The sequence below is a fragment of the Phycisphaerales bacterium genome, from assembly GCA_016699835.1.
Classification (GTDB): domain Bacteria; phylum Planctomycetota; class Phycisphaerae; order Phycisphaerales; family UBA1924.
Map to the genome: position 1 here is coordinate 1,145,785 of CP064987.1, position 14,260 is coordinate 1,160,044.

At 65.9% G+C, this 14,260-nt stretch carries 14 protein-coding genes; 4 read left to right on the forward strand and 10 right to left on the reverse strand.

What is annotated here, in order from left to right; translation table 11 throughout:
* Positions 1-47: 47 nt before the first annotated feature.
* Positions 48-1,346 carry a phosphopyruvate hydratase gene (eno, locus tag IPK69_04765; protein QQS09936.1) on the reverse strand — a complete coding sequence of 433 codons (1,299 nt, stop codon included), beginning with the start codon at positions 1,344-1,346 and terminating at the stop codon, positions 48-50.
* Between the two features lie 176 nt (positions 1,347-1,522).
* On the opposite strand from eno, the gene IPK69_04770 reads away from it, so the two are divergent.
* Positions 1,523-2,314: a hypothetical protein gene (locus IPK69_04770; protein ID QQS09937.1), complete on the forward strand. Its 792-nt coding sequence runs from the start codon at positions 1,523-1,525 to the stop codon at positions 2,312-2,314.
* Positions 2,315-2,412: 98 nt separating this feature from the next.
* On the opposite strand, the gene IPK69_04775 is transcribed toward IPK69_04770, so the two are convergent.
* The 4 genes from IPK69_04775 to IPK69_04790 form a co-directional block, all read right to left on the reverse strand.
* Positions 2,413-3,624: an aminotransferase class V-fold PLP-dependent enzyme gene (locus tag IPK69_04775; GenBank protein ID QQS09938.1), complete on the reverse strand. Its 1,212-nt coding sequence runs from the start codon at positions 3,622-3,624 to the stop codon at positions 2,413-2,415.
* A 34-nt stretch (positions 3,625-3,658) separates the two neighbouring features.
* The gene (gene gcvT, locus IPK69_04780) at positions 3,659-4,816 is read right to left on the reverse strand and encodes a glycine cleavage system aminomethyltransferase GcvT (GenBank protein ID QQS09939.1); all 1,158 of its coding nucleotides are present in this window, start codon (positions 4,814-4,816) and stop codon (positions 3,659-3,661) included.
* Between the two features lie 115 nt (positions 4,817-4,931).
* A complete protein-coding gene (locus IPK69_04785; GenBank protein ID QQS09940.1) occupies positions 4,932-5,774 on the reverse strand; it encodes a pantoate--beta-alanine ligase in 843 nt (280 codons plus the stop codon).
* A 46-nt stretch (positions 5,775-5,820) separates the two neighbouring features.
* Positions 5,821-6,255: a hypothetical protein gene (locus IPK69_04790; GenBank protein ID QQS09941.1), complete on the reverse strand. Its 435-nt coding sequence runs from the start codon at positions 6,253-6,255 to the stop codon at positions 5,821-5,823.
* A 152-nt stretch (positions 6,256-6,407) separates the two neighbouring features.
* Here IPK69_04790 and IPK69_04795 point away from each other — a divergent pair, with 152 nt between their 5' ends.
* Positions 6,408-7,070 carry a hypothetical protein gene (locus IPK69_04795; GenBank protein ID QQS09942.1) on the forward strand — a complete coding sequence of 221 codons (663 nt, stop codon included), beginning with the start codon at positions 6,408-6,410 and terminating at the stop codon, positions 7,068-7,070.
* Here the strand turns inward: IPK69_04795 and IPK69_04800 are convergent.
* The 4 genes from IPK69_04800 to def form a co-directional block, all read right to left on the reverse strand.
* On the reverse strand, positions 7,054-8,268 hold the full coding sequence (locus tag IPK69_04800; protein ID QQS09943.1) for a hypothetical protein: 1,215 nt from the start codon (positions 8,266-8,268) through the stop codon (positions 7,054-7,056). The two genes, IPK69_04795 and IPK69_04800, sit on opposite strands and share 17 nt — an antisense overlap.
* Before the next feature lie 75 nt (positions 8,269-8,343).
* On the reverse strand, positions 8,344-8,784 hold the full coding sequence (locus IPK69_04805; protein ID QQS09944.1) for a hypothetical protein: 441 nt from the start codon (positions 8,782-8,784) through the stop codon (positions 8,344-8,346).
* A 251-nt stretch (positions 8,785-9,035) separates the two neighbouring features.
* The gene (fmt, locus tag IPK69_04810) at positions 9,036-10,019 is read right to left on the reverse strand and encodes a methionyl-tRNA formyltransferase (GenBank protein ID QQS09945.1); all 984 of its coding nucleotides are present in this window, start codon (positions 10,017-10,019) and stop codon (positions 9,036-9,038) included.
* Positions 10,016-10,573, reverse strand: a complete 558-nt coding sequence (gene def, locus IPK69_04815; protein QQS09946.1) for a peptide deformylase — start codon at positions 10,571-10,573, stop codon at positions 10,016-10,018. The genes fmt and def overlap by 4 nt, the downstream gene beginning before the upstream one ends.
* 165 nt (positions 10,574-10,738) lie before the next feature.
* Between def and IPK69_04820 the strand changes: the two genes are divergently transcribed.
* On the forward strand, positions 10,739-12,205 hold the full coding sequence (locus IPK69_04820; protein ID QQS09947.1) for a hypothetical protein: 1,467 nt from the start codon (positions 10,739-10,741) through the stop codon (positions 12,203-12,205).
* Between the two features lie 90 nt (positions 12,206-12,295).
* On the opposite strand, the gene IPK69_04825 is transcribed toward IPK69_04820, so the two are convergent.
* Positions 12,296-12,940: a GNAT family N-acetyltransferase gene (locus IPK69_04825; GenBank protein QQS09948.1), complete on the reverse strand. Its 645-nt coding sequence runs from the start codon at positions 12,938-12,940 to the stop codon at positions 12,296-12,298.
* Between the two features lie 67 nt (positions 12,941-13,007).
* On the opposite strand from IPK69_04825, the gene IPK69_04830 reads away from it, so the two are divergent.
* Positions 13,008-14,126, forward strand: a complete 1,119-nt coding sequence (locus IPK69_04830; protein QQS09949.1) for a ThiF family adenylyltransferase — start codon at positions 13,008-13,010, stop codon at positions 14,124-14,126.
* Positions 14,127-14,260: the final 134 nt, after the last annotated feature.

Here is a 14,260-nt window from a genome sequence, read left to right on the forward strand (position 1 = left end):
CCCGAATGCCGCTCCAAGAATGAAGCCGGCCAACGCCGTTGCCCCGATTACGACCGCCACCACGTCGTCGAGCCGTAGACCGCGTGGCCCTGCAACTGCTCGGCGATTCGGAGCAACTGGTTGTACTTCGCGTTGCGGTCGCTTCGGCAGGGGGCGCCCGTCTTGATCTGGCCGCAGTTGGTCGCCACCGCGAGGTCCGCGATCGTTGCGTCCTCGGTCTCGCCCGAGCGGTGCGACATCACCGCAGCATACCGGTTCCGCGTCGCGAGGTTCACGGCCTCGAACGTCTCGCTCAGCGTTCCGATCTGGTTCACCTTCACCAGGATCGCGTTGGCGCACCCTTCCTTGAGCCCGCGCTCCAGGAACTTCTTGTTAGTGACGAAGAGATCGTCGCCGACGAGTTGGACCTTCTCGCCCAGGCGGGCTGTCAGTTTCTTCCAGCCGTCCCAGTCGTTCTCGGCCAGGGCGTCCTCGATCGAGCGGATCGGATAGTTGTCGCACCACCTCGCCCACATGTCGATCATCTGGTCGCTCGACATGACCTCCTTGGTCGACTTGAACATGCAGTAGCCGTGCTTCTTTTCCTTTTCGGCCTCGTTCCAGCACTCGCTGGTCGCGGGGTCGAGGGCGACGAAGATCTGCTCGCCCCACTTGTAACCGGACTTTTTCACGGCTTTCTCGATGATCTTGAGGGCGTCCTCGTTGCTCTTGAGGTTGGGGGCAAACCCGCCCTCATCGCCGACGGCGGTGGAGAGGCCATCATCGTGGAGGACCTTCTTGAGGGCGTGGTAGATCTCGACGCCGGCGCGGAAGCCCTCGCCGAAGGTGTCGAAGCCCCAGGGCTGGATCATGAACTCCTGGAAGTCGACGGTGTTGTCGGCGTGCTTCCCGCCGTTCAGGATGTTGAACATGGGGACGGGGAGCGTCTTGGCCGACGACCCGCCGAGGTATCGATACAGCGGCAACCCGCTGGCCTCGGCGGCGGCCTTGGCGACGGCCATGCTCACGCCCAGCGTCGCGTTGGCGCCGAGGTTGGCCTTGTTGGCCGAGCCGTCGAGGGCAATGATGCGGGCGTCGATCGCCTCCTGCTCGCGGGCGTCGTGGCCGAGGAGTTCAGGCCCGAGGCGCTCGTTGACGTTGGCGACCGCCCGCAGGACGCCCTTGCCGCCCCACGCCGTCCCGCCGTCTCTGAGTTCGACGGCTTCGTTCTCGCCGGTGGACGCGCCCGAGGGAACGGCGGCCCGTCCCAGGGCCCCCGAGTCGAGGAGCACATCCACCTCGAGCGTGGGATTGCCGCGGCTGTCGAGGATCTGGCGGGCGTGGACGGTGGTGATCTCAAAACTCATGGTGGATCCATCTCCTTGGCAGCGGACGGTCAGGTGACGCCGGTTCACGTCGGCGGGGTCAGCACAGGATACGACGCGCCCCCGATGGCCATCACATTCGACCGTGCGGGGGATCGGGCATCGGCCACTCGTGTGAACGGGGCTATCGTTGGGACACAGGCGGAGACCTGGAGACGATGCCGACCCCTCCACCACATTCCACGCCCCCAACTCCCCCGACCCCTGCGCCGCAGGGTCAGCCGGGCTTTGCCCAGCGCGCCCAGCGCTTGAAGGCCGACCTCATCGAGCAGGCTCGTCGCGTGCAGGCCCTGAGCGAAGCGGCGTTCGAGGCTGTCTTTACCCGCAATAAGCCTCTGGCCGACCGCGTGCCGCAACTCGATGATGTGATCGACCGGGCCGACGTGGCGATCGAGAAGGCCTCGGTCGCGCTCTTGCTCGACGCGACCGCCGCCCACGCCACCATCACCGAGGCGAACCTCCGCCTGATCCTCACGATCGTGAAGATCAACAACGAACTGGAGCGCATCGCCGACGTGGGCGTGGACCTTGCCGCCCTCACCAGGCCGAATCTGCCCAACGCCGCCCCACACCCCGCCTTCCCCGACACCTTCCGCGTGATGGCCAACAGCGTCATCGGGATCCTGCGCGATGTCTCTCAAGCGCTCCTCCACGACGACCCCGTCCTCGCCAAGGTCGTCCTCCAGAGCCAGCACACCGTGACGGCGTTCAAGGACGCGCTCCTCCGCGACGCCGAGGAGAAGATCTCCAAGAGCGCGATGCCCCTCGAGTTCGCCTTCCAACTCCACGAGATCGCGGGCCTCTGCGAGATCGTTGCCGACCACTCGACCAACATCGCCGAGCAGATCATCTATCTCACCACGGGCGCGATCGTCCGCCACGAGGCGACGAGCTGGGTCGAGGTTCCCTCGGCCCCAAACTCCGGCGGCGCCGCGGCGAAGCAGCCCTGACTCCCTTCGAAACGAGCACAACCTGCCTCATCTCGTGGCACAGGCGTCTCGCCAGCGTCTACTCGTTCTGCATGGACCTCTGCCGTGGACCTCTCCACTTAGGCAATCCCGCGACCGATCTCGTCGAGAGCCCGAAGCGCCCGCTCGAACTCTTCGACCGGCGTGAACACCCCCGGACTCAGCCTCAAAACCCCATGCGGCGATGTGCCCAACGCCGAGTGCACCCCGGAAGCACACAACAACCCCGATCGCGCCAGCACGCCGAACTGCTGCTCGAGAATCGCCGCCAGTTCCGCTGGCTCCACGCTCTCGTGCGCGAACGAGAAGACCGGCACACGCTCGCCCGGTCCTGATTCCTTTCCCGGGCCGATCAACCTCATCCCCGGCATCACGCCCCGGCGAGAGACGAACTCCAAGCCGCACAAGATGAGTTCCGCCTCGTGGGCCGAGATCGATTCCACGGTCCGATTCTCGACCCACTCGAGACTCGCGAGCAGTCCCGCAAGCCCGACCACATTTGGCGTCCCGGCCTCGAACCGTGTGGGCATCGTTGTGGGCTGTGATTCCGATTCGCTTCCCTCGCCGCCCGACCCGCCGACGCGCCAAGGATCGATCCGATCCTCCACGCCGGCTCTGATGTACAACCCGCCCGTGCCGCTCGGGCCGAGCAGACCCTTGTGCCCCGGAAACGCGACGAGATCCGCGTGTTGATTCAATACATCCACCGTCACGTGCCCGATCGACTGGGCCGCATCCACGAGAAACAGCACTCCCCGTGCCCGGCACGCCTCCCCCACCGCATCCACGGGCTGGATCGCCCCCGTTACGTTGCTCGCGTGAGCCAGGACGACGAGAGCGGTCTCTTGCTCCATCGCGCCGATCACCTCAGCCGCGCGCACGCGTCCCGCCCCGTCCGCGCCGACGAGTGTCACCCGCGCCAAACACTGCTGCTCCATGAGTCGGAGCGGGCGGAGCACCGAGTTGTGCTCCATCACGCTCGAGACGACATGCACAGAACGCGTTTTTCCATCGCTGACTCTCGACGCCGTTCTCACGACGCCCTGGATCGCAAGGTTGAGCGCATCGGTCGCGCTCGCGGTCAGGACAATCTGTTTCGCTTGCCCACGCACACCGAGCAGCCGCGCGAGAGACTCCCGCACGCGCTCGATCGTCGCCCTCGCCGCAAGGCTCTCGGCATAGCCCCCGCGACCGGGCGATCCCGGCGACTCCAGCGCGCGGACCATCGCCTCACGCACCCCCGGCGCTTTCGGGAAACTCGTCGCCGCGTTGTCCATGTACACGCGATCCACGCCGGGATCCTACGAGACCCTCAGCACGCAACCGTCAGATCGTCATCGCCGGTTTGGGCTGGGGCTTGGGCGCCTTATAAAACGGCATCGCCACCACCGTCGCCTCGAGCGCCCCGCGGTCGCCGCCCGGATCGATCTGAAGGCCCGTGCCCACGGGCGTGTGTTCCACGTCCACGAACGCCATCGCGATGCACTTCTCCAGCGTAGGGCTTGGCGCGCCGCTTGACACAACGCCGATCTCCTTCCCGCCGCTCTTGACCTTCATCCCTTGGCGTGCCGCACGTTTTCCCGCGATCTCCAGCCCGACCAGTTTCTGCTTTGGGCCGCCCTCGCTCTGGGTCTTCCGAAGCGCGTCCAGCCCGATGAACTTCTCACCGCGATCCATCTGGTCTTTGTCCATCGCGATGGCGAAATCCACGCCGCACGAGAGCGCGTTGATCTCCTCACCCAGTTCATGCCCATAGAGCGGCATCCCCGCCTCGAGCCGCAGCGTGTCGCGTGCCCCAAGCCCGATCGGCTTGATCACCGCGTCGGGCCCGTCCATCGGGACGCCCTGCAGCATCATCTTCATCGCCATCGACACCGCCGACGCCGGAAGGATCGCCTCCACGCCGTCCTCCCCCGTGTATCCCGTGCGGCTCACGATGATCTTCACGATCAGGAGGTTCTTGGTCGCGAAGCGATACCGCTTGAGCGTCGGGATCTCCTTGCTGAACTTCGAGACCAGGTCCATGACCTTCGGGCCCTGCAGCGCGATCATCGCCGAGTCCATCGTCTCGTCCTTGATCTTCACCGCGAAGTCCGACGCCGCGCGGACCTGCTCGAAGTGCCCGAGAAGTTTCTCGCGGTTCGACGCGTTCACGACGACCAGGAACTCGTCGTCGTCGATCCGATACACGATCACGTCGTCCCGCACTCCGCCCTGCTCATTGCAGACCAGCGAGTACCGGCACTGCCCGTGGTCCATGTCCACGATCTTCCGGGTGCACAGACGCTCGAGCAGTCGCCGCGCGTGCCGACCGCTGAAACGCACCCTCCCCATGTGCGAGACGTCAAACAGCCCGCCACGCGTGCGGACCTGCTTGTGCTCCTCCTGGATCCCCGAGTACAGGATGGGCATCTCCCACCCCGCGAAGTCCACGAGGCTGGCCTTGTGATCGACATGGAACTGATGGAGCGGTGTGCGGAGCACTCGGAACTCTCCTTGGAGATTCTGGGAAAACGAGCCAAGAGCGATTCGATCACGCGAGCGTGGATCGCGAGGACCATCGTACGGCGATCAAACACTCTCGGAATACCGGCACTTCTCAGCCGCCATTCGACCACGGCGCATTGTCGATCAGCCGCACCGATCCCAGTCTCGCCGCGATGAGTGCCCGCGCCGGCCTGCCCACCTTGACCTCGAGCAGCGACGCCGCATCACGGACCACGGCATACTCCGCGATGATCCCCGCCTGCGAGAGCGTCTCGGCCATGACCTGCTCCGCTCTTCGCGGTTCCTTCATCATCGACGCCTGACGAAGCGCCCAGTTGAGCGCTCCGGCCCGCGCGCGATCTTCGGATGTCAGGAGCCGATTCCGGCTGCTCATCGCCAAACCGTCGGGTTCACGCACCGTCGGCGAGGCGACGATCACGACGCCAAGCCGCTCCAGGCGGACCAGTCCCTTCACGACCTGCAACTGCTGCCAGTCCTTCTCGCCAAAGATCGCCGACGCGGGCCTGACGAGTTCAAAGAGCCTCGCGACCACCTGGCACACGCCCGCGAAGTGTCCGGGGCGGAACCGATCTTCAAGATTCGGCATGGTCGCCACGCCCGGCAGACGCCGCGTGTGTTCACTCGCGCCTTTCGGATACACCTCGTCCACCCCGGGCGCGAAGACCATCGATGCCCCGGCCCGCTCGCAGACCTTGACATCCGCCTCCAGCGTGCGCGGGTACCGCTCAAAGTCCGCCGCCTCGTTGAACTGCGTCGGGTTCACAAAGACGCTCACGACGCACCCGCCCGAAAGCCCGCGCCGTCGCGCCAACTCCGCCCCCCGCATGATCAGTTCCGCGTGTCCCTCGTGCAACGCACCCATCGTCGGTACGAGCACCGACGCGCGCGCACCGGCGATCTCTCGAAGTTCCTCGGCCGTGGTCACGACTCGCATGGGGCCAATCGTAACCCCAACGCCGCAACCCTCGCCGAGACCCAAACTACGCGTTGTTGCGCCCGAGCGTTGCCATCCACTCGTCGATCAGCACCTGGTCGGGAAGCGGCCTCAGGTCGATGCTCAGCCGGTGCATCCCGTCCGTGTCGTACTCGCACGACCCGACCTGTCCAAAGAGCGGCGTCGGGCGATCGTCGATCATGTGCACGGCCAGCAACACCAGGCGACCGATGTGGACCATCCGGCGCGACACGAAGACCACCGAACTCCGACCCAACTCCTTCCCCTTCGCGCTGAACCACGCGCCGGGGCGGAGCCGATCGTCGATCTCCGTCACCTCGAGTTCCGCCTCAAAGGCGAACATGCCCGGCTTGCCCGAGCGAGCCGCCCGTGGAGTCGGCGCCGGCGCGGCACTCGCCCGCGCGGGGGCCGATCGACCGGGCGGCGGCGGAACCGCGCCAGGCCCCATCGGCCGCGACACGCCGTTCCACCCGGAGGTGCTCCGAAGAATGTGAGGTTGGCCTGAGTCACGTCCCACGACTCAGCCCATCGGCGGTTGGTCGCTAGAAGTTCAAACTGGGCAATCGCCCACGATTCCCGGACCCGGGCGATCGGTCTCGACAATCATTGACGGTGCCGCTCAACACGCCGGAAGACTGGACCAGATTCCTCCTGCACGCCGCAAACCAGGGGCTTCCCGCGGAGTTGCGCGACGCGCCGGTGTCGGGCGATCACGCGAAACGATTTGTGGACCGGTTCTCGGACGAACTCGGGCACCGCCGCACCCTCGATCGTCCGCTTCTCTCTCGGTTGCTCGGTCTTGACGTTGAGTCGCCCACACCACCCGCGTGCACGGCCGAACGATTGTGGTGGTCGGTTGTTGGTAACGCCGAATTCGGCCTTGACGCGCGCGCGATTGGACCTTTGTGCGGTGTCGATGAACGGGCGACGATCGAGACGTGGACGGAAGACGAACTCGCCGGGCTTCATGCGCTGGCGGACCTTGCTGCGGCCGGGCGTCACGACGCGTGGCGTCGCGCGCGCCACCACATGCATTGGCTCATCGCGGAGTTGCAGCCGGACAACGCGACAGCCCACCCGTGGGGGGTGCACGCGCTGGCGGCGCTCGCGATCGTGGAGCGAAATGCCGAGGCACGCCACTACGCTGAGGCGCTTGTGCATCACTCGTTCGTCAACATGGGCCGCCCGGATCGGTTCTCGGCGTGCATCCTGCTCGACGCGGCCCGTACGCTCGACGCGCTCGTGCGAGTTGCTCGCCTCAACAGCCTTGATTGAATCGCAATAGGTAGTAGAGCAGGTCGTCGATGGTCACGCCGCCGTCGTGGGTTCCTGTTCCCGAACCATCGTCGACATCGGCGCTGACGAGTCCCTGGTTGAAGATCGCGAGATAGTACAGGAGATCGTCGATGGTGATGCCGCCGTCGGGTGTTCCGGTGCCGCTGCCGTCATCGACGTCGGCGACACAGGTGGGCGAGGTCTCATCGAGGCGGAGGAGCCAGGCCTGCGTGCGACCGTTAGGATCCACGCCGTACCCCACGATCGATCGGCCATCGGAGGAGATCCCGGTGGCCTCGATGAACGTCCAGCCCGCCACCATGGCGCCGCCTGCGCTGGCGACATCGACGAGCCGTCGCATGCCGTCGGTTGGTGTCCAGAGAAACGCCTCACTGCCAGCGTCGGTCGTCGCACGGCCCACGACGACGGTGCCATCGCCTGAGACCGCGCGGGCCACGCTGTCCACCGGGCCACCATCCAGATCGCCCAGGGGCGAGATGGTCACGCCGACGCGTCGGAAGGCCTCGCTCCCGTTAGAGGTCGTCGCCGCCCCGACGATCGTCGAGGCGTCGGCCGAGATGGCGAGCGCCCGCATGTCGCCCGTTGGAAGAATCCTTGGAAGCGACGCCGGCGTCGAGAGGAGCCAGACGAGCGCGACCGTACCGATTGAGTCCAGTCCTTCGCCGACCGCGAACTGTCCATCGGGCGTGATGGCATTCGCCGATCCAAGCGTGACCCCTGCGGGGAGCGCGAGCGAGGCGATGGATGGATTCCAATCGCACGCGAGCACGCCAGGGCCGGCCGCGCTGGATCCCACGATGCGTGAGGCATCGTTGGAGATTCCCGTTGCGACGCTGAAGTAGACCCCCCCGCTGAGTTCGCCCAGTTGCTGCAGCAAGCCGCCGACCCATCGGACGCCCTCGCCCCCTTGGAACCCCGCACTTTGTCCGACGATGACGCCCGAGTCGGTCACGGCGCTGGCCGTCGCCTCATATGTTCCGCCGGCGAGTTCCGGCAAGGGCTGCATGCCCCCAGCCTCGGTCCATACGAATGCTGCCGGCCCCGGGGTGATGGAGGCCTGACCCACGATGTAGGTGCCATCGGGTGAGATCGCGTTCGCCCGGCTGAATCCCGGAGCGGGGGCGAGATGCCCAAGACCGGTGAACGTCGCGCCAGCCCAGGCCTGCGATGACCCCATGACCCCAAGCGGGAGACACATCCAATGCAAGATTCTGCGGGTGGACGCCATGTCTGCCCTCCGCCCGGCCGACGCTTACCTTCGCGTCGGCACGAACTCCAGGAGTTCCGCAGGGACGTCCCTGATCCCTCGCCTGATCGCCTTCCCTACAGCATAGCGCAGCGAATCACGACGACGCTTCTCGACGCGCTCGGTGATCGCGATGCCCTGGCGGGCCATCTCCTCGAGGGCGAAGCGCCAGGCGTGGTACTCCTCGAGGCACCGCGGCTTGTAGGCCCCGATCCCGATCGCGTGGTGCCCGATCTCGTGGAGAAAGATCGCCGCCGACATGGGCCCCTTGGGCTTGGGCGACTCGATCAGGCGGACGACCTTGCCGTCCTGATATGTGACGGTCCATGCGACGCCGGACATGGACGTTCGCCATCGCCGGACGCGCACGCCGTGGATCGCGAGCAACTCGCGCGTCATGCGTTCGTAGTTCGAGGCCGCGCCGTTGAGTTGTGACGCGGCTTTCACGCTCCCACCGGTCGGAGATTTCCGCCTTGTTCTCGGGGTCGCAGATCGTGTGGGCACTGGCGCAGGCGCCGCGAGTGTCACCGGCCGAGTTGACGGCGACGGTGGATGGACCTTGGCGCGCACTCGCGGCTTGTGCCGACCAAGCCCGAGCACATAGTCCCACAACGTCGGGATCATTCCTTGGGGTCCATTCATGACGAACTGAAGCGTAGCGGGAACTCACCAGACCCCGCAACTTTTTCCTGTGTTCGTCAGGGCGCGCCGGGAACTTCGAGCCTCTCGCCATCTCGCACGGTTCTGCCTCGTGCGAAGTCAGCCCAGGGCATGGCCCGCTTTCCCGCCGGGTGGACTTCGATGAGGCGAAGGGCGATTGCATTCGCGCAGGTGACGAGGCCTCTGGGCGCATCAACGATCGTGCCCGGCTCACCACCTTCCAGTGTCTTCGCAGGATCTTCTTCGACAGCCGCCCTCAGGAGTTTCAGCGGTTCGCCTCGGAATGACACCGTCACCGTCGGCCAGGGGTTGAGGGCGTGGATCTGTCGCACGCACACGTTCGCCTCGCGACCAAAGTTCGGTACGCCATCGGCTTTGGAGAGTTTCCGCGCGCGTGTCACGTGAGCCTGATCCTGAGGTTCACCCACGAGTGTTCCTGCGAGATGCCGACTGAGCACATCCTGCACGAGTTCAGGCCCCATCACGGCAAGGCGATCGTGCAGATCGCCCGTCGTGTCGGTGGGGAGGATCGGCGTGCGCTGGCGCCCCAGGACCAGCCCCGCGTCCATGCGCTGGGCGAGCGTAATCACGCTGTTGCCGGTCTCGGCGTCGCCCGCGAGGATGGCCGCGTGGATCGGGGCGGCCCCGCGCCAGCGCGGCAGGAGCGAGGCGTGCAGATTGATCGCGAATCGATCCTTCAGAAGTTCCTCGCCGAGTTTCTGCCCGAAGGCGATCACGACGAGAGCGTCGACACCTTCTGTTGTGGATCGAATGTCCTGGCATGAGTCGCTCTGGTTCACGTCCTCGACACGAAGCAGACGAAGTCCTCGCTCCAGGGCGAGACTCGAGATCGGCGTCGGCGTGGGCTTCCCACCACGTCCGGCCGGGCGATCCGGTTGAGAGACGACGAGCACGACCTCGTGGCGATCGGCGAGGGCCGTGAGCGTTGGAACACCGAACGCGCCCGAGCCGAGGAACGCGAGACGCATCGGACGATGACGGTCGATCGTGCGTGTGGTCACTGAGCGGCCTCGCGCTCCAGGGCGCGGATCGCCGAGCGATTCTTCAGGCGGTGGATCTGGGGCATCTTGTCGATGATGAGCGCGCCATCGAGATGGTCGTTCTCGTGCTGGAGGCACCGCGCGAGCAGGCCGCCGGCATGCTGGGTGAACTCCGTGCCATCAAGCCCTCGGGCGCGAACCGTGATGAGGGCCGGGCGTTGCACCGGTCCGCGGATGTCGGGGAGGCTCAGGCACCCTTCCTCTTTGGACTCCAACAGGCCGCCTGCTTCCGACAGCACGGGGTTGATGTACACGACAGGCCCCTTCGTCGCGGTCATCGGCTCGCCCGACGCGGATCGGCCGTCGTCCTCGGGTATCTCGACGACGAACATCCGCCAGGAAAGGCCGACCTGCGGAGCGGCCAGCCCGATACCCTCTTCCTCACGCATAAGGTCGATCATGCGGGCGGCGACCCAGCGGACCTCGTCTGTGATGGATGGCACATCGCTCGCCTTGGCGCGCAGGATGGCCGCTGGATAGTGGACGACATAGAGCGTGCTCGGATCGACCGGCATGCCCGATCGTACCCGGCGCGTCACCACAACCCAAACCGCCCCCGATCGCGAGTAGCCAACCCGCGTCGGATGCTTTAGAATCCGCACTTCCCGGCCCCGCCAGCGCCGAAGCGCCGGCCGAACCGCCGATACCTCCCACCGCACCAACGCGGAAGGATCCACACCTTGGCGCTCTTCCCCTGGAAAAAGTCCGCAGACGAAGGCAGCACCCCAAGCGAGCCGATCACCTTCTCGCCCGAGAAGGCCAAGCGGTTCTTCGATCATGCGCGCGTCGTGGACGAGGCTGAGAACTATGAGTATGCCGTCCAATCGTGGCTGAGCGGGCTGAAGCAGGACCCCACCGCGATGGATGGGCTGGAGGGGTTCTTCTCCTCGATCGCGAAGTTCCTCGGAACGGCCGCCGCGAAGAAGGGTTTGAGCAAGGAGGTCATGAAGAGCGTGAGCGGGCGGACGCCGCTGGATCGGTACCTCGCCTCGCTCGTGGACTGGGGGATGAAGCCGACGGACGCGGGGTGCGCGGTGAAGGCGTTCGACAGCGCCGTCTCGCTGGGTCTGGAACAACCCGCGGACTGGATCGGGCATCGGGCCCTTGGTGCCGCGATGCGTGACAAGCCGCGGAAGGATCTCTTCCTGAAACTGACCGAGGGGTTCGAGAAGATTCGGAACTATGAGCGAGCCGTCGTTGCTGCCGAGCAGGCGAGCAAGCTCGATCCATCGAACGGCGACCTCTCGGCGAAGGTCCGCTCCCTCGCGGCCCAGGCGACGATGACCCGGGGCGGCTTCGACCAGTCGGGCGAGCAGGGCGGCTTTCGCCAGAACATCCGCGACCAGTCCAAGCAGCGCCAACTGGAAGAATCCGAGCGCATCGTCAAGACCGAGGACACGCTCGATCGGCTCGTCGCCGCGGCCGAGGAGGATTATCGCGCCCGCCCCACCGATGTCCCCGCGATCGAGAAACTCGGGAAACTCTGGGCCGAGCGCGCCAGGGGCAACGACGAGGCCCGCGCCATCCGCCTTTTCATGGACACTCACGAGAAGACCAAGCAGTTCCGGTTCCGCGAACTCGCGGGCGATCTGAAACTCCGCCAGGCCCGGCGCGAGGCCCAGTCGCTCAAGGAGGCCGCCGCGGGCGGAAGCCCCGACAAGCAGACGGCCTTTCAGGACGCGATGAAGCGTCTGGGCGACCTCGAGGTCGAGGAGCATCGCCTCCGCGTCGAGGCGTATCCGACCGACATCACTCGAAAGTTCGAACTCGGACGGCGGCTCTTCATGACCGAGCGCTATGAGGAGGCGATCCCGCAACTGCAGGAGGCCCAGTCCGACCCGCGCAGCCGTCTCCATGCACTCAACATGCTCGCCCAGTGCTTCCTGAAGATGGGCTGGGTGGATGAGGCAATCGAGACGTTCCGCAACGCGCTCGCCGGCAAGGAAGTCATGGGCGACACGCAGATGGATCTGCAATATGGCCTGATGACGGCGCTGCAGGCCAAGGCCGAGAACGAGCGGGATCTGCCCTGTGCCGAGGAGGCCGAGAAACTCGCGAGTTCGATCGCGATCAAGCAGATCACGTACAAGGATGTGCGTGCCCGGCGCGAGACGCTCAAGAAACTCGTGCTGGATCTCAAGGCGTAGCGATTCTTCGCCATCGCGCGGCGACGAAGCATGAAGCCCAACCATGAGGCGCGGCTTTCATCGACTTCCGATGGATCTCAGGGCACTCCCTTACGATCGGGCTGCGTGTTGCAATGCCTGCCCCGGCACATTCCATTCCTCGCGCAGCACGTCCCAGCCCAGTGTGTCGGTGTAGCCGATCCCATCGATCCATCGATCGAGGCGCGTGTGCTGTGACTGGCGGAGACCGAGTCGCGTGGGAATCGCGCACGAGGACGTGTTGGCCACCGAGGCGAAGATGTGCACGCGCCGGAAGCCGAAGCCGCCGGACGATTGGTCCGTGAACAGCCACGAGAGCATCGCGGCACAGGCACGTGTCGCCACGCCCTCGCCTCGCGCGCTCTCTCTGAGCCAGTACCCCGTTTCGGCGTTGCCCATCGCGGCATCCACACGGTTGAACCCCGTGCCGCCGAGCAGTTCATCGGTGCGGGCGTCGAAGACCCCAACGACAAACCCCATGGTGGCACCGAGTTCGGGGTCGAGGACGTTCTCCCTCGCCCTGGCCATCAGACGGATCGAGTCCAGCGCGGCCTGTGCCGAAAGGTGCTGTGTCGCCGCCCAGGGCAGCCAGGGGTGGAGCGTTCTGCGCGACGAATCCACGCCCTCAAAGAGTGCCGGAGCGTCAGATTCCTCGAAGGGCCGGAGCAGCAACTCACGCCGGCCTGAGACCGAACGCGCATCAAATCGCGTGGGCATCGGCGTGGGCGCGCACCACCGTGCCGGTCTCGACTTGGTCTCTCGCTCGTGTTCCCCGGTGCCTGCCATGGTCAACAATACCGACGTGCCCAACGACGCGCGCTACGCCCGCCAACGAATCCTGCCCCAGATCGGCGACGAGGGCCAGACGCGACTCTCGTGCGCCCACGTCGCGATCGTCGGCGTGGGCGCGCTCGGGACACAGTGCGCCGACCTCCTCGCCCGCGCCGGCGTTGGCCACCTCACGCTCATTGACCGCGACATCGTCGAACTCACCAACCTCCAGCGTCAGACACTCTTCACCGAGGCCGACGCGGCACAGTCGCTTCCCAAGGTTGTCGCCGCCGCCCAGCGGCTCCGCGAGGTGAACCACACGATCGTGATCGACGCGATTCCCGCCGACGTGCGTCCGTCGAACATCGCCACGCTCCTCGCGCTCGACGTGAATGCATCGAGCGACGCAGAAGTTGGATCACGCGCTCGCCCCACACTCATCCTCGACTGCACCGACAACTTCCAGGCGCGATACCTCCTCAACGACGTCGCGGTGCGATTCTCTCTTCCGCTCATCTACGCGGGCGTCCTCGGCACGAACGGCACACAGTTCACGGTCCGCCCCAGCCCACACGCGATCGCCACGCCCTGCCTTCGCTGCGTCTTTCCCGATTGCCCTGCTCCAGGCACAACGCCCACCTGTGAGTCTGCCGGCGTCCTCGGGCCGGCGGTCGGCGTGATGGCCTCGCTCCAGGCCGCCGAGGCGATCCACGCGATCGTCGATCCCGCGTCGATCCCCGCTCGCCTGCACACAATCGAGGTCTGGCCGTTTGGAGTGCGATCGATCGACCTGGGGCCACCGAATCCTGAGTGTCCGTGCTGCGCCCATCGACAGTTCGATTTCCTCGACGCGACTCGACACGAATCGCAGGCCGAGTCCACGCTCTGCGGGCAGAACGCCGTGCAGATAGTCCCGATGTCGCAAGCCAGGCTCGACCTCGCCTCCATCGCGAGTTCGTGGCAGTCCGCCGCCGGCGTGAAGACCTCAACGGCCAACCGGTTCTTCGCGCGGCTCGAACTCGCCGACCACGCTCTCCGACTCACGCTCTTCCCCGACGCACGGGCCATCGTCCAGGGCACGACCGACATCACCATCGCGAGGAATGTGTATGCTCGATACGTGGGGCTATGAGCGGCATCACAAGAGACTTGACACGAAGAGCACATAGAACGAAGTCCAACAGAGACGAGAACACGAAGTAGGAGTAGTCACAGGCGGGACGCCTATGCCACGAGGGCGAGTCGAGAATGCCCTTACACACACGC

Excerpts from the sequence above, each read along its gene's own strand:
- IPK69_04770 (QQS09937.1), top strand. The coding sequence starts at position 1,523 with ATGCCGACCCCTCCACCACATTCCACGCCCCCAACTCCCCCGACCCCT.
- eno (QQS09936.1), bottom strand. The coding sequence starts at position 1,346 with ATGAGTTTTGAGATCACCACCGTCCACGCCCGCCAGATCCTCGACAGC.
- IPK69_04800 (QQS09943.1), bottom strand. The coding sequence starts at position 8,268 with ATGGGGTCATCGCAGGCCTGGGCTGGCGCGACGTTCACCGGTCTTGGG.
- IPK69_04785 (QQS09940.1), bottom strand. The coding sequence starts at position 5,774 with ATGCGAGTCGTGACCACGGCCGAGGAACTTCGAGAGATCGCCGGTGCG.
- IPK69_04825 (QQS09948.1), bottom strand. The coding sequence starts at position 12,940 with ATGCCCACGCGATTTGATGCGCGTTCGGTCTCAGGCCGGCGTGAGTTG.
- IPK69_04830 (QQS09949.1), top strand. The coding sequence starts at position 13,008 with ATGGTCAACAATACCGACGTGCCCAACGACGCGCGCTACGCCCGCCAA.
- def (QQS09946.1), bottom strand. The coding sequence starts at position 10,573 with ATGCCGGTCGATCCGAGCACGCTCTATGTCGTCCACTATCCAGCGGCC.